At 49.7% G+C, this 17663-nt stretch carries 14 protein-coding genes; 7 read left to right on the top strand and 7 right to left on the bottom strand.

The genetic code is table 11. The features are described from left to right. Positions 1-11 precede the first annotated feature (11 nt). From L1D43_RS07525 to L1D43_RS07515, 3 genes are all read right to left on the bottom strand, one after another. Positions 12-578, bottom strand: coding sequence for a GNAT family N-acetyltransferase (locus L1D43_RS07525; RefSeq protein WP_239850534.1), 567 nt, complete (start codon positions 576-578; stop codon positions 12-14). Positions 579-812: 234 nt separating this feature from the next. Continuing rightward, positions 813-1853, bottom strand: a complete 1041-nt coding sequence (locus tag L1D43_RS07520) for a porin (RefSeq protein ID WP_041511260.1) — start codon at positions 1851-1853, stop codon at positions 813-815. 29 nt (positions 1854-1882) lie between these two features. Continuing rightward, positions 1883-3232, bottom strand: coding sequence for an FMN-binding protein (locus tag L1D43_RS07515; protein ID WP_239850533.1), 1350 nt, complete (start codon positions 3230-3232; stop codon positions 1883-1885). A 197-nt stretch (positions 3233-3429) separates the two neighbouring features. Here L1D43_RS07515 and L1D43_RS07510 point away from each other — a divergent pair, with 197 nt between their 5' ends. From L1D43_RS07510 to L1D43_RS07490, 5 genes are all read left to right on the top strand, one after another. Then, positions 3430-4608: an FAD:protein FMN transferase gene (locus tag L1D43_RS07510; protein WP_239850532.1), complete on the top strand. Its 1179-nt coding sequence runs from the start codon at positions 3430-3432 to the stop codon at positions 4606-4608. A 492-nt stretch (positions 4609-5100) separates the two neighbouring features. Next, positions 5101-6885: a PhnD/SsuA/transferrin family substrate-binding protein gene (locus tag L1D43_RS07505; protein WP_239850531.1), complete on the top strand. Its 1785-nt coding sequence runs from the start codon at positions 5101-5103 to the stop codon at positions 6883-6885. Next, positions 6878-7477: a response regulator gene (locus L1D43_RS07500; protein ID WP_239850530.1), complete on the top strand. Its 600-nt coding sequence runs from the start codon at positions 6878-6880 to the stop codon at positions 7475-7477. Before L1D43_RS07505 ends, L1D43_RS07500 begins: the two co-directional genes overlap by 8 nt. Before the next feature lie 244 nt (positions 7478-7721). Further along, positions 7722-8864 carry a serine hydrolase domain-containing protein gene (locus L1D43_RS07495; protein ID WP_239850529.1) on the top strand — a complete coding sequence of 381 codons (1143 nt, stop codon included), beginning with the start codon at positions 7722-7724 and terminating at the stop codon, positions 8862-8864. A gap of 207 nt (positions 8865-9071) precedes the next feature. Beyond that, the gene (locus L1D43_RS07490) at positions 9072-10427 is read left to right on the top strand and encodes an amidohydrolase family protein (RefSeq protein WP_239850528.1); all 1356 of its coding nucleotides are present in this window, start codon (positions 9072-9074) and stop codon (positions 10425-10427) included. Between the two features lie 711 nt (positions 10428-11138). Here L1D43_RS07490 and L1D43_RS07485 read toward each other — a convergent pair. From L1D43_RS07485 to L1D43_RS07475, 3 genes are all read right to left on the bottom strand, one after another. After that, entirely contained in the window at positions 11139-11888 is a 750-nt protein-coding gene (locus tag L1D43_RS07485; RefSeq protein ID WP_239850527.1) for a DTW domain-containing protein, read from the bottom strand. A gap of 185 nt (positions 11889-12073) precedes the next feature. Continuing rightward, positions 12074-13387, bottom strand: a complete 1314-nt coding sequence (gene pssA, locus L1D43_RS07480; RefSeq protein ID WP_239850526.1) for a CDP-diacylglycerol--serine O-phosphatidyltransferase — start codon at positions 13385-13387, stop codon at positions 12074-12076. A gap of 11 nt (positions 13388-13398) precedes the next feature. Next, the gene (locus L1D43_RS07475) at positions 13399-13731 is read right to left on the bottom strand and encodes a DUF1904 domain-containing protein (RefSeq protein ID WP_239850525.1); all 333 of its coding nucleotides are present in this window, start codon (positions 13729-13731) and stop codon (positions 13399-13401) included. Between the two features lie 230 nt (positions 13732-13961). Between L1D43_RS07475 and L1D43_RS07470 the strand changes: the two genes are divergently transcribed. Together L1D43_RS07470 and dacB are read left to right on the top strand one after the other, a co-directional pair. Further along, positions 13962-14138: a hypothetical protein gene (locus L1D43_RS07470; RefSeq protein ID WP_239850524.1), complete on the top strand. Its 177-nt coding sequence runs from the start codon at positions 13962-13964 to the stop codon at positions 14136-14138. Positions 14139-14279: 141 nt separating this feature from the next. Beyond that, entirely contained in the window at positions 14280-15725 is a 1446-nt protein-coding gene (gene dacB / locus L1D43_RS07465; RefSeq protein ID WP_239850523.1) for a D-alanyl-D-alanine carboxypeptidase/D-alanyl-D-alanine-endopeptidase, read from the top strand. A gap of 54 nt (positions 15726-15779) precedes the next feature. Here dacB and L1D43_RS07460 read toward each other — a convergent pair whose 3' ends face one another. Next, on the bottom strand, positions 15780-17531 hold the full coding sequence (locus L1D43_RS07460; RefSeq protein WP_239850522.1) for an acyl-CoA dehydrogenase: 1752 nt from the start codon (positions 17529-17531) through the stop codon (positions 15780-15782). Positions 17532-17663 lie beyond the last annotated feature (132 nt).

Here is a 17663-nt window from a genome sequence, read left to right as displayed (position 1 = left end):
GTCATGCGCTCTTAAACGGACATGCGGTATAGCACCACCTCTACCTCACCGTCAGGGGTATCGACGCTATCGTTTTTAATATACTGCATGCCAAGCTTGGTCATTATGTTAATTGAGCCCTTGTTGGCCGGATCGGCGATGGCGCTGAAATGCGTAACAGGGTTGCCATTAGACTGAGAGTGTTCTACCAAAGCCTGGCAAACCGCCTTGGCCGCTTCTGTGGCATAGCCCTTACCCCAACTGGCCTGGGTAAAGCGCCAACCTACCTCGAGATCCTCAAGTTTTGGCGCATCGGTATAGAAATCCATCGGCCGCACTAAGATCCAACCGATAAAACTATCGCCAAGGCTTGTCTCGGTGGCGAGTGCGGTGACCTTCCAAAGTCCCCAGCCGGTATCAAGGTTGGTAAAGCCTTCGATGCGAGGAATAAAATAGTCTTCAATTTCTGCCATGGTCGAAGGCTTGCCGCCATTGATATAGCGCATCACCTCTGGGTCTTGGTTTAGATCGAATAGAAGCTGTGCATCTTCTTTGGTGACCACCTCAAAGCGTAAACGCTCGCTGTTTTCAATTTGCATGGGACTCCCTGTTATTATTAGTGCGCTCAACGTCAGTCAGCTGGCTATGATAGCCACTTTAGATAAACCTCAGCAAGCTATACATTCGACAGCGAACAGGAAGAAAGATGAGTGAAGCGAGATGTGTAAAGTGAGATGTATAAAGACTAATGTTTAAAGACTTAGGTGTAACGAGAGTTAGGTGAATAGTGGCGCGTCCATGCGCCGGGGAGTTATTTATACTGTCTCTACAGACTAAAAATCGTAACGGAAACCTAGGCTGACGATGGTGTCATCAAAATCTTGGTATTGCTTCACGTCAAATTGACCAATTTCGGTGTGGATACGAGCAGATTTAGATAAACGGTACTCGGCGCCAACCGCCCATTGTGAAACTTCAGGCACGACCAGGGCCGACTCGCCCAGCGCATCGTACACACGGCCCGCGATTTTGCCCGTACCTGAATCATCGCTACCGTACTGAGCCTTCAACAACAGCTGTTCGATCTGATAAGTGGCGCTAAGGATGTAACCGACACCGTCACGGTCTTGATAATGTGGCTTAGTCGGATTAGCAAGTTCGGTTTGCTGAATGATGGTGCCTAGCTTTAGCTTATCGAATTTCACATGGCCGACTAAACGAGTGGCTTTAATGTCTTCGATGCCGTCGGAATAGGCAACGCCAAGATAAAAGTTACTCGTTTTAAAGAACTTATCCGCATAGGTCACAGCGATTTGATAGTTACCGTTATCTTTACGCAGATCAGAGTCGTTAAAGTAGTTGTCTTCCATCAGGTAACTCACACCCAATTGTAGCTTGTTCCACTTAGGGCTCTTGTATTCCAATGAGTCACCATGGCGCTTATCGCCAGGCATTAGCCGATCATGCTTTAGGCTATAGTTATCAAAGGCATCGGCAAAACCCTTACTCATTTTAAATACGGGATCGATGCGCCCAACCGCTAGTTGTCCCATGCTTGAATGTTTAAAGCCGATAAAGGTTGGACGGGCAGAAAATGGCTTACTCGCTTTATCTTGCTGGGCACCATTCACCCCAACCTCAATCTTGTAAAATAGTGACCAGTCTGTGGTCAGCGCAGTCTGCCCTTTCACCCCGATACGGCTGAAGTTGTTCTCGAGAATAGTCCCGCTTTTGCCGCTATGGGTCGCGCTACCGCTGTCGGAATGTGTTACCGAATAATCGAGTCGGCCATAAAAATCGACAAGTTCTTCGGCCATGACCTGAGGGGCGACAAACAGGCTAGTCGCCAATAATGTAAGTGGGAAAGTTTTCATAATCATCATCTCTTTTAGGCTTAGTGTTGTTATTTAGCTGCTGGATGCTTGTGCTCGGCGATCACACCATCTAGACGCATCTTTTTATAGAGTTGCTCGGCCTGGTTAAGGTAGATATCCCAAGAGCTAGAGCGTTTGGTAAATCCCGTCGCCGCATAGTTTCCGCTATCTCCAGTCGCCGGCAGGTCATTGATGTCAAATAGCGAGCCACCGGCTTGTAGGTGCGCATTTAACGCATCGATCATCACGTTAAAACCTATGCGTGCAGGCTCTGAATAGTTGATAGAGTCGTACTTCGACTGGCGATAGAATTTCTTCAGTGAAGCATCCTGAATCTGCGCCTTCTCATCTGCGAAGATCTCGTCAAAATGGGCCTTAACGATCTGCTTTGAGGCTGGGTCTACCACCAGGCGCAACATCGCCGTGATACCTGTCCAGCGGCCTTTTTCGTCAACGAGTTTTTCAGCAAGTTGATAAAATTTCAGCGTCGTGCCTTCGCCATGAATCTTGTGATGGATCTTTGCCGTCAGTGGGATCATCGACTGTTGAATGCTGTTAGAGGCACCGGCAACGACGTCGATTCCTAAATATTTGAGTCGATTAGGTTCTTTTAACTTGTTGGCTAACTTAGGATCATGATTAGGGTTGGGTTCGAAGGTTAATTTATCTTGTTCAACCATGAGCTTTTCCATGGTCAAGGCAGACTGTACCCAGGCAGTGCCCTTCTTCTTTCCCATCGAAAAGTTATATTCAGACATGCGTTTAGGGACGTCTTGATACAGGCGCGTGTAATAGTTTGGTCGGCCGCTCTCGTTGAACTCAGCCAAGATAATGTCGTTTCTATCCTGGCTGTTGGTCACTATGGTCATGCTACCCATGTGACCCTGACGGAATCTCGCCTCCTCGTAGTAATAGTCTCCTACTAGCAGACCTAACTTAGGCTGAATAGACCACTTGAGCTTGAAATCATCACCTTGCTCCTCTTTCGCTCCAACGGCCACATATTCTGGTTGCACACCGCTAGCGCGCGGCAGATCATTGACAGCTTTTAGAATGCCGTTAGAGGAGTAAGTGGCGCCTGATATCGCATCTATGCCTTCATGGCCATTGTTGGCAACAATCCTCGGCAGTAGACGCTCCGCATTTAGATAGAGTGACTCTGTCTCCTTGTGAGACTTGGTCTTGATATCGACAATCTTGCCCTGATCGACCTTGATCTCTAATACGATTTGGCTTTTCTTCCCTTTGGCCTGAACCAGATGAGTGCCGTCAACGTATTTGCCTTGAGTGTGCGAAGAGGCACAGCCAAGGGCAGATAATGTTGCCAACCCAATACTCGATACTATGATTGTTTTTTTTAATTTATTGGACATTGCCATTGTTAATTACCTGTACTGCGAGAAATTACTTGCAAGCATAAGTAATCTAAATTTGGCAACAACTACGGAAAACCGCAGGTTTAGATCTTATTGTTTGTTATTTTGATCTGCTTAACAAAAACAAACATCCTGTTTATATTTCACTGTAAGACATGATTTATATTGATCACCTGAATTATTTAAAGAGTTTAATGTGAATGATAAAGCCAGCGCTGCTCGCCAGTATTTTTATAATAGCCTGTTTGACGGCTACATCCGTTTTTGCCGCAAGTGACGAGGATGTATTCAAACTGGCGAAAGAAAAATACTCGTCAGAAATATTAGATAGTTACTACAGCTGTGAAGATAATGCGGTGATCACCTTAGATAACCAGACCGCAAGCCTGACGACATTAAAGTATTTTGGCACCTCTATCACCATCAGCCTTTATCAAGCACCAACTGAGCAGACTCGGGCGAGCCTATGTCGAGCGCTTTCGGTGATCCAGGAGTATCACTATCTCGCCTCGGACTACTCGACCTATCCCCATGTCACCAACGTTAAAAGCGTCAATGAGGCACCAGGACAGAGTCATGATATCGACCCTCAATTGACGGCGTTAATCGCATCGGCCATCGATTGGCATCAACAGAGTCGAGGACGATTTAACATCGCGCTGTCGCCAGTGATCGCCTTGTGGCGAGCGCAAAGATTTGCGTGCGAGAAACAAAAGGATAACTGCTCAACTCCCGATGAAATGGCACTAAAACAAGCCTCAGAGCATATCGATGTCGATAAGATCCACCTGGACAGGCAGACCAACAAGATCCAGCTGGCCGAAGGGATGAGCATAGATCTCGGCGGGATCGCCAAGGGCTGGATGGTAGAGAAGCTCTATGATCAGCTCATACGCGATGGCATGAGCCGGTTCGTTATCAACGCCGGCGGCAACATACGCCACTATGGCCTACACCCAAGCGGGCGCTATTTTAATATCGCTATCGAAGATCCCATCTGTAGGCAGAATCACTATCGCTCACCCAAATGCCAGTCTGAACAAGGCCGTTATCACGAGCTCATCGCTGGCAGTGACTTAACAGTCGTCAGCAGTGGTAACTACTTAAAGTACTTTATGGTCGATGGAAAGAAGTACCATCATATCATAGACCCTAAAACCCTCTACCCAGAGACCGAAGGCATATCTGTGACAGTTGTTTTAAGCGACAATCAAATATATGCCGACGTGATATCAACCATGTTGTTCTTAATGCCTGTCGACGAGGGTCTTGAGTATGTTAATAGTCAGCCATGGATCGAGGCAATTTGGTATATTAATGCTAAAGGAGACAAAATAAGATCTACCGGCTTTAATCAATATACCGGGAAATGGGAATAAAAAAGCCTAACAAACAGTAGAAGCAATAACGATAAAAACAATAAAATAAAAAACAAAGCAAATATAAAAGCCAGCATGTAATACATTGCCACTCATTAATTATTCGCAAGAGTTATCAATATTTATATAGCGGTTTTCCGCAATAAACGCTCAGATGTGAAACGGATCACTGAGAAGCACTAAAACATTAAGGTATTTCGTCATCATAGGTCATAATTAGTCTAGAGATAATCAATTGATGCCCCTATGACATCTATTTGCGACAGACAGAGAGCTATCGCTAGAAAAAGCGATAGCCGATATTGGTATCAGCACCCAAACGAAGCTGCAGCTAAGCTATCGGCGCTTAAGTACTTAAAGCGCGCCCAGCTCTTAAGGTTAAGGCACATAAGGCACTTATGGAAAGTATCGATACAGCTGTTCACCTCCTTGTTTAGAGGCCTGTTTATAGGTCTATTTGTCGCTCTGGTAGCAAGCCCGGTACCAAGTGCATTGGCTAACAGTGATTCGAATCAAGCAGCAACCTTAACGTCTCGCTCATACACAGTGGGCGCGCTTGCCTTTGCGGCACCCGAGATAGTGTATCAGCGCTGGGCACCTACCCTGGCGAGGGTCACAAAGGAGACTGGCATTGCGCTGGAACTTGTCCCCCTCAGACCTGATGAGCTGGTTGAACGTGTCTCCAATAACAGCCTAGATTTTATCATAGGCAATGCACTCATCACCGTGGCCTTTAAGAAGGACTATGGCGTCAGCCATCTGTTGACTCTGGTACCGCTAAATCATGCTAATCCAGAGCAGGCCGTTGGCACTGCTCTGATTTCGAGAAGCTCACTGGAAATTAATGCCTTAAGCGATCTTGAAGGCTTGAGAGTCGTTTCCTCAGACCCAAACGCCTTTGGTGGTTTTCAAATCATAGCCGGAGAAATGATCACGGCGGGAATCGATCCACTTAACGATCTGAGACAACTTGAGTTTGTCGGCTTTCCACAGGAGAAGTTACTCGACTTTCTGAGAGATGATCGCGCCGATGTGGCCATACTCCCCAGCTGCGTGCTTGAATCCGCCATCGCCCAAGGCAAGTTTTCCCGCGGTGAGTTGCATGTGCTTCTGCCGCAGTTTCATCCGGGCTTTAGCTGTCAAGCCTCTAGCAGCCTTTATCCTGGCTATGCCTTCTCTAAATTAGGCAAGACAGATCATGACGTCGCGCGGCAAATTGTGCGGGCCTTACTCGACATCGAGTCCCAAGATCAGCAGGCAATACTTGGGCGTTATCACACTTGGTCTGTGCCGGTTGACGATAGCCAGGTATTTACCCTGCTCCAGCAACTAGACCGTTGGCCCTTCGTCACCAACTGGCAACGATTGGCCGAGGATGCGATCCCCTGGGTCTTAGTGATAGCCATCATCCTGGCACTTGGCTACCTCCACCACCTTAGGGTTAAACGGCTGGTGAAGAAACGTACCCAGGCACTAAGTGATGAGATGACACAACATAAAAACACTCAAAAGAGGCTATTCGAGCAGCAACAACAGTTCTATAGGGCCCAAAGAGTGCTGCTAACCGGTGAGATGGCATCTGGCATCGCCCATGAATTGAATCAGCCGCTGGCGGGTATCCGCTATCTGGCCCAAGGCAGTATCTACCGGCTCTTAGCGCAGCAAACTGAGCTGCAACACGCTCTCAGTAAGATATTGCAACAGGTCGACCGTGCCCAAAACACCATTAAACGCTTTCGCCAATTTTGCCAGCAACCCAGCTTTTATCAAGACTGTGATCTAAAGGAGCTCATTCAAGATACGCTTAATCTGATGCAACCTGATTTTAAGCGCATCGACCTTAACCCTAAGCTGTTTCTCTGGCCTTTAACCGTGACCCTGGATATCAGCTTAATGCAGCAGGTGTTTGTTAACCTGATCCGCAACGCGTTAGATGCGATGGATAAGACTGACGATCCGCAACTGGCGATAGCCATAACTAATGATAGCGAGAATGCCGTGATAGTCGTGTCCGACAGCGGCACCGGCCTGAGTGAACAGGCATTAGAGCGATTATTTTTCCCCTTCGAGACCTCTAAGGCCAATGGTTTGGGGCTTGGTATGGTGGTTTGCAAACGGATAGTCGAAGAGCATGGCGGCAAGATCCGAGCCTTCAACAATCGAGAGGCCTCGAGAACTCAACACTTACCTAAGGAACTTGGCGATGAGTTTCCCAGATTCGCCACAGGGCTCACCTTAGTGATCACTCTGCCTCTTAAGGAAAACGTACATGTGTAATCTCTATCTAGTCGATGACGACCAAGACGTCTTAGATTCTTTAAAGTGGATGCTTGAAGGCATGGGCTACGCCCCCCAAACCTTCACCAATGCAAGCTGCTTCCTAACTCAGGTAGATCTGCATCTGCCCGGGATCGCTATTTTGGATATTCAGATGCCGGGTGTCGATGGGATAGAGTTACTGCAGCAGATCAAGCAGCAAGACAGCCCCCTGAGTGTCATCATGCTCACCGGCCACGGCACTATCTCGATGGCCGTACAAGCCTTACAACATGGCGCCATCGACTTCTTAGAGAAACCCGCCGATGGCGACAAACTCCAAGCCTTGATGAAAAAGGCTTCATTGATGAGCCTTGACGCCTACCAGCATAAAGAAAAGGCATCGAGTGTGGCACAAAGAATCTCCTCCCTGACGCCGAGAGAACAACAAGTCATGCACGCCGTGCTCGCCGGTAAGTTAAACAAGGTCATTGCCGCTGAACTCAACATAGCCCAGCGAACCATTGAGCTCCACCGCCAAAAAGTTATGCAGAAGATGCAGGTGAATAATGTCGCCGAGCTCGCTTATTTGATGGCGATAACTAAACCCTAAGATTGTTTTCGTCTTTTGTATAAATCTGTAGCCAGAGAGTGTATGAAAAACGCCCTATTATTTATGAGGCGGTTAATCCTTAGCCGTTGTAATGGGAAATGGGCGAACCTGGCTTACATCTTTTTCCCGCTTTAGTTAGTATGGCATGGGCGTCAAAGTCGTGACATTTATCCATAATTTGACACGACATTGACGTCGCAATAACAACTACTATAAACAATTAGCTTATTCGGGTAGCTCATTAATGTCTTTAAAAACGGCCCTTTCGTCTCTCGCCGTGTGTTCCTGCGCACTCCTTCTCAATGCTCCGGCTTGGGCGCAGTCTTACCAAAACATAGGTAAAAGTTTTCAGCAAAATTTTCACAAACAACTCAAACAAAACAAGGTACCTGGCGGCGCTTTTGTGATTGTCCAGGGCGAGAACATCATCACCCTGGATACCTACGGGAAACGCCGTCAGGGCAGTGGTAAGAAGGTTAATGCCGATACCGTGTTTCGTCTGGCGTCAGTCTCTAAAACCTTTGCCGGCGCGCTGGCCAGTCAATTGGTGCATGAACATAAACTCAGCTGGCAGCAACCGATCAACCACTATCTTCCAGAATTTTCTCTGGCGGTGCCAACCGACTCAGAGGCGATCACCTTAGGCCATGTGATAGGCCAAAGCACTGGGCTAATGCCAAACAGCTACGATAACCTGGTCAATGCCAACGTTAAGTTAAACAAGATCATTCCTAAATTTGCCGAGCTCACGCCCATCTGTCCCCCTGGTGTCTGCTACAGCTATCAAAATGTCGCCTTCTCCTTTATCGGCCAGGCGATAGAACAGGAAAGTGGCCAGTCCTACGAGCAATTAATCGAGAAGCGCATCTTTGCACCGCTTTCGATGAAGACGGCCTCAATTGGCTATGAAGCCTTTACCCACACCCCCAACCGCGCCGAGCCCCACATCAAGACCAAACATGGCTTTAAACAGGTTAAGGTAAAACCTAATTACTATCAGCTGGCACCGGCCGCTGGGGTCAATGCCAGTATCAAGGATATGGCCAAGTGGCTGATGGCCAACATGGGACACCAGCCTAAGGTACTATCACCGAGAATAATCGAAGATATCACCACGCCAGGGGTTCGCACCACTAAGGAGCTTCGCCGCCGCGATTGGAGGCGCTATCTTGACGATGCCCATTATGGCAAGGGCTGGCGCATCTACCAGTTTAATGGCCATCGCCTCATCTATCACGCCGGTTGGGTCGCGGGTTATGTCACCGAAGTGGCCTACTCACCCGAGCTGGACCTTGGCATTGCCATCTTGCTCAACGGTGAATCCCGGGTCATCAGTTCGCTGGGCGCCGAGTTCTGGCATCAGGTATTTGCTAAGGATCACGGTTAACTGTTAAAAAAGCTTAGGGGTAATGTTTAGCAACGAAAAACGCGCTCGTTTAAGCCATTAAATAAGCAGTTAAATAAGCGACTAAATAAGCAGCTAAATAAGCGACTAATTATGGCTTAAGATGGCGCTTGCATTACCCATTAATGGGTTAGACATTATTGCGTTAAACATTATTCCGTTGAACATCGATAACAATAAGGAAACCCTATGACGCCGCAACGCCCCAATAACGCTTATCGACAGAACGAGTCTCTGCCCTTAGGCCTGCCACTAACTAAGCCTCTGCCGTTTGCTAAACAACTTAGCAAGCTTGCGCTGGCCTTTGCCGTGTTGCTACCAAGCTACGCCCAGGCGCAAGATACTCTGCTGCTGGCAAAGGGTTATGTGGATGTCGTCAAGGGAAAGACCATTGAAGATGCGGCTATACTGGTGCAAGACAATCAAATCGTCTCAGTCGGCCATCAAGCCAGTGTCCCAAAGCAAGATGGTTATCGCGTGATAAATCTTAAAGATAAATACCTGCTACCTGGGGTTATGGATATGCATGTTCATCTCTCCAGTGATGCCGAAGATAACTTTCTCGAATCGATGAACTACTCCATTCCAAGACAGACGGTGAAAGCGGTAAAAAACGCCCGTAATACGCTTATGGCTGGCTTTACCACTGTGCGTGATCTCGGCGCGTCAGGCTACTCTGTTATTGCGACCCGTGATGCCATCGATGCCGGCGAGATCCCGGGGCCCAGGATCTGGGCGGTAGGCCATTCCCTGACTATCACGGGGGGCCACTGTGACGATAACTTTGCCGCGCCCGAGATGCACAGCGTAGCCGGCGGTGTCGCCGACGGTCCCTGGGCCGTCAGACAGAAGGTGCGTGAAAACATCAAATATGGCGCCAATGCCATTAAGGTTTGCGCAACCGGTGGTGTATTTTCCAAGGGTACCAAAGTCGGCCTACAGCAATATAGCGAACAGGAACTAGCCGCCGCGGCCGATGAGGCTCATCGACGCGGCTTAGTCATCGCCGCCCATGCCCATGGCACCAGCGGCATCAAGGCGGCTATCCGCGCCGGTATCGATAGCATAGAGCATTGCAGTTTCATGGATGAGGAAGCGATCAAGATGGCGGTTAAGGCCGGCACTTACCTCTCCTGTGATATCTACAATACCGAATACACGCTGGCCTTTGGCCAGGCGAATGGAGTGCCAGAAGAAAATATCGAAAAAGAGAAGCAGGTTTCTAAGGCGCAGCGTGACAGCTTTAGACGCGCAACCCTAGCCGGCGCCAAGATGGTGTTTGGCTCAGACGCGGCCATCTATCCCCATGGAGACAACGGTAAACAGTTCTCCCGCATGGTGACCTTTGGCATGACGCCTGCCCAGGCGTTGCAAGCGGCGACCATCAACAGCGCCGCGCTGATCCAACAACAAGATAGCCTCGGTCAGCTAAAACCTGGCTTCTATGCCGACATTATCGCCGTCGATGGCGATCCATTGACGGATATCTCGGTGATGGAAAGGGTGGGTTTCGTCATGAAGGATGGGGTGATCTACAAAAACTAGCCAGCGATTAGTGGTCTATTTAACGGCCATCATTTGAACTTATCTGTCGCGCTCGGGAACGGAAGACTCTGAGCGCGAACTGACGATTGTTACAGTGGAAAAACAACGTTTGAAACTCGCCTTGGGCTATTGCCCAAGGCGCATATTCCCTACTCTTGTCTAGGAGCTTTATCTAGGAGTTTGCTCTAAGTGCTTTCTCTAGGTATTAGGCAAGGCGCGTGACACCCAGCTCGCCCCAACTCTGGCAGAAGGCCCAGCGATTTTGTTTGCAAAAATAGATGGCTTGATAACGGTTATAGCTCACTGCATCAAATGCGCTAGCGTCCCGAGATACGGTAGCCGATGCATTAACCTGCGTGCTTACTGGTAAGCTGCCTAGTAACAATAAGAAGCCAACGAACGCTAAGCCATGCAAACTCATGGGTAAAGGTTTACGCAAGTATCTATGCAATAGTCTATTTAACATAGCCACTCCTTATTTTGTCCTATGCCCGACGCTCTTCTAACTGGCCCCTAACGAAAAGCAGGTACAAATACTAGGCATTTAAAGTGAAGGCCCTTATTTCACTATAAGAAAATATTCACCGCGGCGCAAAACCTAGGTAAGTTGCGAACATGCTCTGCGTCGGCTTACAGACCTAGATGCAAGGCGTGGTTTGCGGCAAATGGCCCAAGTCCTTTGCAAGAAGCACAACACCGCAGATTGGCCCCTTACTTTAAGCTTGCGAGAAATTCGGCCTTTAGACTGTCTAATGGCTCGAGATCCTTAGGGCTCTTGCGACTACGGCTATAGAGTGAGGATTCGATAAAAAGTGAAAACCAGGCCGAAAGACTGGCCGCGTTGTCAGGCTCTGCCGCCGCACTGAGCACAAGACTGGCCACCTCGGCGGTACCCAGCTGAAAGTCACGACTCCCCTTACGCAGGCCATAACGGGCGGCGGCATCCGGTGCAAACGAGAGCATAGGCAGATCTTGTAGATAGTCACTCTTGTTAAACATCTTGATCGCCTCACGCCAGCTACCGTCGAGCAGCACAAACAGGGGGCGCTTGGTATCTGTGTCTAAACGCGCTTTCAGCGCACTATCTGGCACCACGACTTGAGAAGGCATGGCATACTCGCTAGGGAACACCAAGTAAGGCTGATATTCGGGTGAGTTAAGTAACGCCAACAGCCTGCGATTGGTTCGAGTGCGATCCCAGATATAGGCATGGGTATCGGGGATCAGGTCGGCTATTAGGCGCCCGGAATTACTCGGTTTTAACACCTCATCGTCATACATCACCAACAGAAAACTCACCTGAGATTTTAGCAGTGTACGCGTATCACAGGTGCAGTAGCGTGTCGCCAGCAAACAGGCATCACAGCGCTCCAGGTTCTTACCGCGGGCGTTGTAGGGCCGGGTAGAGATTGCCTTACGATATTGATAGCGCTGATGCACCGCATGGGGAGGAAGTGTCATTGAGTAACCTATTAAAAACTTGAGCCTTACGTGTGATTGTCTACCTGGTTAAGTATAACGCTCGCAAAGCCAATTAAATCGCAATCGTGAAAAAGGCGAACCATAATGTTCGCCCTTTTCACTTATCATCCGAACTGGCTAGCTAAAGGTATCATCATATTAGCTTTGCCTTGCTATCTTTTGCGTTACAAGATGCGGCGCAGCAGAAAATCGGCTCTTAACCGTCTGATACGGTTCATGATCTTACGTACCGGCTTAGGATAGTTGTTCAAGGTATCTATCTGGCTGTAATGATAGAGTCGCTCGGTATGTTCGAGGATATGCGCCTGTTCCTGCTTAAACTGCTCGGTCCAGGCTTGGGTTTCATCTTGCAGCAACAAGCCATTTTCGAGATCCAAGGCCCACGCCCTAGGATTGAGGTTTGAGCCTGTGATCAGATGAAGACGATCATCGGCGCTTATCCCCTTGAGGTGATAGCTGTTACGATCATGCTTCCAAAGATGGATATTGAGTAGCCCAGCATCGATAGCCCATTGTTGACGCTTGGCAAACTTACGCAGCGACTGTTCATACATATAAGGCAAGGCACCTATGGTCGAGAAGGTCTCTTCCGGCGGAATGTAGAAATCGTTTGCCGTCTTATCACCCACCACGATATCGATACGCTTACCTTTTCTGAGGTGCTTGGCCAAGGCTCTGGAGAGGATATAAGGCGGATTAAAATAGGGCGTACAGATAAACAGTGAGCGCTGCGACTGAGATACCAGATCGATCACTAGCTTGTTTAGCTTATTCTTCTTACGGCCTAAACCAACCACTGGGGTGATGCGATTACCCGTCTTGGTGCCTGAAAAACGGTACTTTGCCTTTGCCAGACGCTGCTTCAGGCTACGCACGTCGTTCTTCTCGGGCAGCTTCTCGGTGGCCTTGTCCTGGGTTAACGAGGTCACGGCTCTGTCGCTGGCGATATACTCCATCACCATGTTGCGCATAGACTCTGCCAACGGCTTAGATTCGATCACATGGTAACGGTCGAAGCGATACTTCTCGCCCTGGTGCAGATAGATGTTGTTCAGGCTGGCACCGCTGTAGATCACCGTATCATCTATGATGAAGCCTTTCAGGTGAAGCACGCCCATAAATTCACGGGACTTTACCGGCACACCAAGGATATTGATCGGATGCTCGGCGGCGTTAACCACCTTTTGATACATGAGGTAGTTGCCACTGTCACCCTTATGACCGATAAGGCCACGTCTGGCGCGGTGGAAGTCCACCAAAATGGTGACGTCCAGCTCGGGTCTTGCCGCCTTAGCCGCCATCAAGGCAGCCAATACTTCCCTACCCGCTTCATCATCTTCGAGATAGAGTGCGGCTAGGGTGATCGCCCGTTTGGCGTTTGCAATCTGTTTGAGTAGTTCGGCTTTTAGCGCCGCAGGCGTCAGCAACCAACGTATGGCGTCGGCGGGTAACGCAATTCCACCTAGCTTATCCAGCAAGGTATCCTCCTTTAAAAATGCTGCCCATCACGGTAGTAGCATTGTGGCGTGAGCGCCATAAACATGACTGAGATATGTTTTGCAGGCGAATATACAGCTAATACGGCCTGACGAATGATCTGCTCTACTGCGTGACGAATTTCGGGATCTTTGGCAAACCAGAGTACCTCGACTTGCACGAATGCCTTATCGACCTTACCATGACGAAAAGCAACGCTCGGCTCCCAGTCTAAGGTGAAACTATCGGTCTTAACCTGACACTGGTTCGCTAACTCACCGAGCAAGGTTTCACTGATTCGACATACCGCCTCTTGCGGTAAACCGCGCATACGAATGTGTGGCATACTGGTTCCATCCCAAATCTTAAGGGGTAGAAATTACCCATTTACCGGGTTTGGGGCAAGGGTTTTCTGTTGTTGTGCGTCGCACTTGGGGTAAACCGGGTTAAAATTAAGCAGAATCAGCGGCTAAAGGGGTGACTTTGGCCTCCTTTGTCTTAATTATTGTTTAACCCTCCAACATTGGGCGTAAAACACCTTACAATAGGCACATCTGTCTGCTTTTAGGTTCCAGCATGAATAAAACCATACTTCTCACCCTGGCATTAACCCTGTTAGCCGCTTGGGGTATCTTTCACTTTAAGGCGCAACTAGGCTTTATGGTGCTGCCGCTTTTCATTGTCTTGGTGCTATTTGTCACGCTACGTTTATACCGCTTGATGGAAAAAGATGAGCCTTCCCAGGACGATTAGCCTAAACCCAGTAAACAAGGACATGTTTCGACGCTTATGTATACCAGATTGACTCGAAGGCTTACCGCCCTTCCCCATCTTCTCCCAAGGTCGCTGACTAGAGCGTTTCCTTTAATCCTCGCGGCCTTCACTCTCCCGCTAATGGGCAGTGCGAGGGCCGAGGTCAGCGATCTTGATAGCCAGGGTTATTATGACAACCTCTTGTCGGTGATTGCGCCCCCCCACTCGCAACTGGCAGTGTTTGCGCAAGATCTCACCAGCAAAGAGATACTCTATCAGCGCAATGCCGACACCTTGTTATTGCCCGCCAGTACCCAGAAGCTATTGACGGCCGTAGCCGCGATGCGGGTGCTCGGCAGTGAATTTACCTTTCCCACCCAGTTTTCGACAAAGGGGCGCTTGTCTCACGGTGTGTTAACCGGCGATCTCTACCTGAGCTTCAGTGGCGATCCCACCTTAAATACCGACGACCTGAGGGCTATGCTAAAGCAGCTAAAAGACTCGGGTATTCATACCATTAAGGGCAACCTTTTGCTCCTTGGCCAGGCCAAGGAACAGACGCGAGCCCCTGGTTGGGTGTGGGACGATCTCGGGGTCTGCTACGCCGCGCCGGTCTCAAGCTTTATCGTCAACCAAAACTGCGTCAAGGGACAGCTAAAGCCTAAGCTGGCGAGCAATGCCAGCCAGTTGAACTTTCCGCGTTACCTGCCTATCAAGGTATCGACTACCGCCGTGTTTGATAAGTCGCAGCAAGAGGCATTCTGTGAGCTAAACCTGGCAAGGCTTCCCGATAATCACTATCACATCAGCGGATGCTATCCTGGCGACAAGCCGCTTAGTCTTGCCATTGCCGTTGACGACCCTGCACTTTATGCCAAACAGATGCTGGAGCGCATGTTAAAGAGTGCCCACATCAAAATAAGCGGCCAAGTGGCCATCGCACACAGAGCGCCTGTTGAACTCAAACCGATAGTCACCCATGAATCGGCCGCGTTGAATGAGCTCCTCAGCACCATGCTGCTCGATTCTGACAACTTGATTGCCGACAGCCTGTTTAAAGCCATTGGTGCACGCTACTATAAGGTGCCCGAGAGCTTTCATGCCGGTGCAAAGGCCGTTAAGGAGATACTCTCGGCAGATGGAATTGACCTGACCCACTCCCAGCTCATCGATGGCTCTGGCCTGTCACGCTATAACCTTATCTCGGCGCGCCAACTGGCGCAGACGTTAAGCCTTATCGCCAAAGATGAAAAATTAAAACCTCTTATGGCACTGCTTCCGGTTGCGGGGATAAGTGGTACTCTGGCCTATAAGAGAGGCTTTCACCAGCCACCGCTGATGAGCAAGGTATCGGCCAAGACGGGCTCAATGCAAGGCGTCGATAACTTAGCGGGTTACCTTTCACTGGGTAGCGACCAACAGCTGTTATTTGTGGTGATGGAAAATGGCCAGAGCCAAAAGAGTAAAAAGCAAAGCCTGGTGCCATTTAGTGCACTCTTCCTGCAGAGCCTGCTCGGTAAACCCGAGCAAACGGCCATTAATCACAGCGATTCAAGTAGCGACGCGAAACGCGAAACCGCCCAATAAAAAAACGCCCGGGTTAAACAATCCGGGCGTTTTCATTAGCTGTTTAGGCAAATATTAAAATAGCTCATCGGCCATGGCCATGACGCTGGCATCCCCGGCGTTAACCTGAGCCAGGTGATAGTCCACCTTAGGCAGCAGTTTGGCCAGATAGAAATCGGCCAACTGCCTTTTAGCCTTACTAAAGCTGGCGTCTTCGTGATCACTCGCCTTATCGGCCATCAGTAGCCAGAAGTAACCGTAAACCAGGTGACCGAAGGCGTCGAGGAAGTCGACGGCGCAGGCGTTAATCAAGGCTGGTTGGTTTAACTTGTTGGCGTTGATATATTCGCCGCTCGCCAGTAAGGCCTCGAAGCGCGGCGTAATAAGCGCCTTGTGTTCATCACTCACATTAGCCATGTCCGCCAACTGACTTTGACACTCGGCAACAAACTCGGTCAGAGTTCGCAGGTCGTCTCCCGTGGTCTTTCTGCCCAGAAAATCGATGGCTTGAATGCCGTTTGTTCCCTCATAGATCTGCGCGATACGCGTATCACGAACCAGCTGCTCGATACCCGTCTCACGAATATAGCCATGACCACCAAACACCTGCTGCGCCATGACGGCCGCGTCCAGTCCTCGGTCGCTCAAGAACGCCTTAGCGACCGGCGTAAGCAGGCCAACATAACGCGCGGCCTTCTGTTGTACTTCACCCTCGGCATGTTTGGCCAGATCCAGTTGCTGGCCGGTAAACACAGAGAGTGCGCGGCCCGCCTCAGTGTAACAGCGTATCGTCATCAGCATGCGACGCACATCGCCGTGAACCAGGATAGGATCGCTAGCGTTGGCGCTACCGCCAGCCGCCTGGCCCTGCAGACGCTCCTTAGCATAATCACTGGCCATTCGATAAGCCGCCTGCGAGGTGCCCAGGCCTTGGATGCCAATCGCCAGGCGCTCATAGTTCATCATGGTGAACATACACACCAGGCCGCGATTGGCCTTTCCGATAAGGTAGCCCTCGGCGTCGTCGAAATTCATCACACAGGTAGCCGAGCCCTTAAGCCCCATCTTGTGTTCGATCGAACCTACGGTGACACCATTGGCTTCGCCCAGCTCGCCGTTGTCGTCGACTTTTATCTTAGGCACCAGGAAGAGTGAGATACCGTTAGTGTCAGGCAGTTTTGCCAGTACCAGGTGAATCACGTTCTCGGTGAGATCATGATCGCCACCTGTGATAAAAATCTTACTGCCGGAGATCAGATAGCTGCCATCATCTTGAGGTATGGCCTTAGTGCGAATATTACGAAGATCAGAGCCTGCCTGTGGCTCTGTCATATCCATGGCGCCAGCCCACTGCCCCGAGTACAGGTTTGGCAGGTACTTCTCCTTGAGCTCATCGCTGCCGTGGGCATTGATACAGAGCGCGGCACCTGCGGTAAGCGAGCCATAGAGGGTAAAGGCGTTACAGGCACTGTAGGCCATCTCATCCACCAGGACGCCAAGCATCTTGGGCATCCCCATACCGCCAAACTCAGGATCGCCGCACAGACCGACCCAACCGCCTTCGGCATATTGGTCGTAGACCTCACGATAACCGTCCGGTGTGATCACCTTAGCATCTTCAAAGCTTACGCCTTGCTCGTCGCCAGGGCGATTAATAGGATGGATAAGATCCCGCGAGATCTTATCGGCCTCATCGAGGATGGCCACGGCCGTGTCCATATCGACGGTCTCAGCCAAGGCCGCTAGTTCACCCCAAGTTTGCGGAGCATCGAACACGCGCTCCAACAGAAATTTCATGTCGGCTAATGGCGCCTGGTATGGATTCATCTCGTCTCTCTCAAACGTAAGATTAAAACAGTTGTTTTAATCTATCTTAGTTGTCACTGAGAATAAAGCCCTTTAGTCAAATATTGTCCGATCGCTCAAATAAAAAAGCCCCGCTTAGAGTGCGAGGCTTAC

This window comes from Shewanella sp. Isolate8 (genome assembly GCF_022398495.1).
Lineage (GTDB): Bacteria > Pseudomonadota > Gammaproteobacteria > Enterobacterales > Shewanellaceae > Shewanella > Shewanella aquimarina.
The sequence above is the reverse complement of the archived record's forward strand: the minus strand, read 5'-3'. Positions and strand labels throughout refer to the sequence as shown.

Bases quoted from the DNA above. Each gene is read 5' to 3' on its own strand.
- L1D43_RS07525 (WP_239850534.1), bottom strand. From the start codon at position 578: ATGCAAATTGAAAACAGCGAGCGTTTACGCTTTGAGGTGGTCACCAAA.
- L1D43_RS07520 (WP_041511260.1), bottom strand. From the start codon at position 1,853: ATGAAAACTTTCCCACTTACATTATTGGCGACTAGCCTGTTTGTCGCC.
- L1D43_RS07515 (WP_239850533.1), bottom strand. From the start codon at position 3,232: ATGGCAATGTCCAATAAATTAAAAAAAACAATCATAGTATCGAGTATT.
- L1D43_RS07510 (WP_239850532.1), top strand. From the start codon at position 3,430: ATGATAAAGCCAGCGCTGCTCGCCAGTATTTTTATAATAGCCTGTTTG.
- L1D43_RS07500 (WP_239850530.1), top strand. From the start codon at position 6,878: ATGTGTAATCTCTATCTAGTCGATGACGACCAAGACGTCTTAGATTCT.
- L1D43_RS07495 (WP_239850529.1), top strand. From the start codon at position 7,722: ATGTCTTTAAAAACGGCCCTTTCGTCTCTCGCCGTGTGTTCCTGCGCA.
- L1D43_RS07490 (WP_239850528.1), top strand. From the start codon at position 9,072: ATGACGCCGCAACGCCCCAATAACGCTTATCGACAGAACGAGTCTCTG.
- L1D43_RS07485 (WP_239850527.1), bottom strand. From the start codon at position 11,888: ATGACACTTCCTCCCCATGCGGTGCATCAGCGCTATCAATATCGTAAG.
- L1D43_RS07475 (WP_239850525.1), bottom strand. From the start codon at position 13,731: ATGCCACACATTCGTATGCGCGGTTTACCGCAAGAGGCGGTATGTCGA.
- L1D43_RS07470 (WP_239850524.1), top strand. From the start codon at position 13,962: ATGAATAAAACCATACTTCTCACCCTGGCATTAACCCTGTTAGCCGCT.
- dacB (WP_239850523.1), top strand. From the start codon at position 14,280: ATGGGCAGTGCGAGGGCCGAGGTCAGCGATCTTGATAGCCAGGGTTAT.
- L1D43_RS07460 (WP_239850522.1), bottom strand. From the start codon at position 17,531: ATGAATCCATACCAGGCGCCATTAGCCGACATGAAATTTCTGTTGGAG.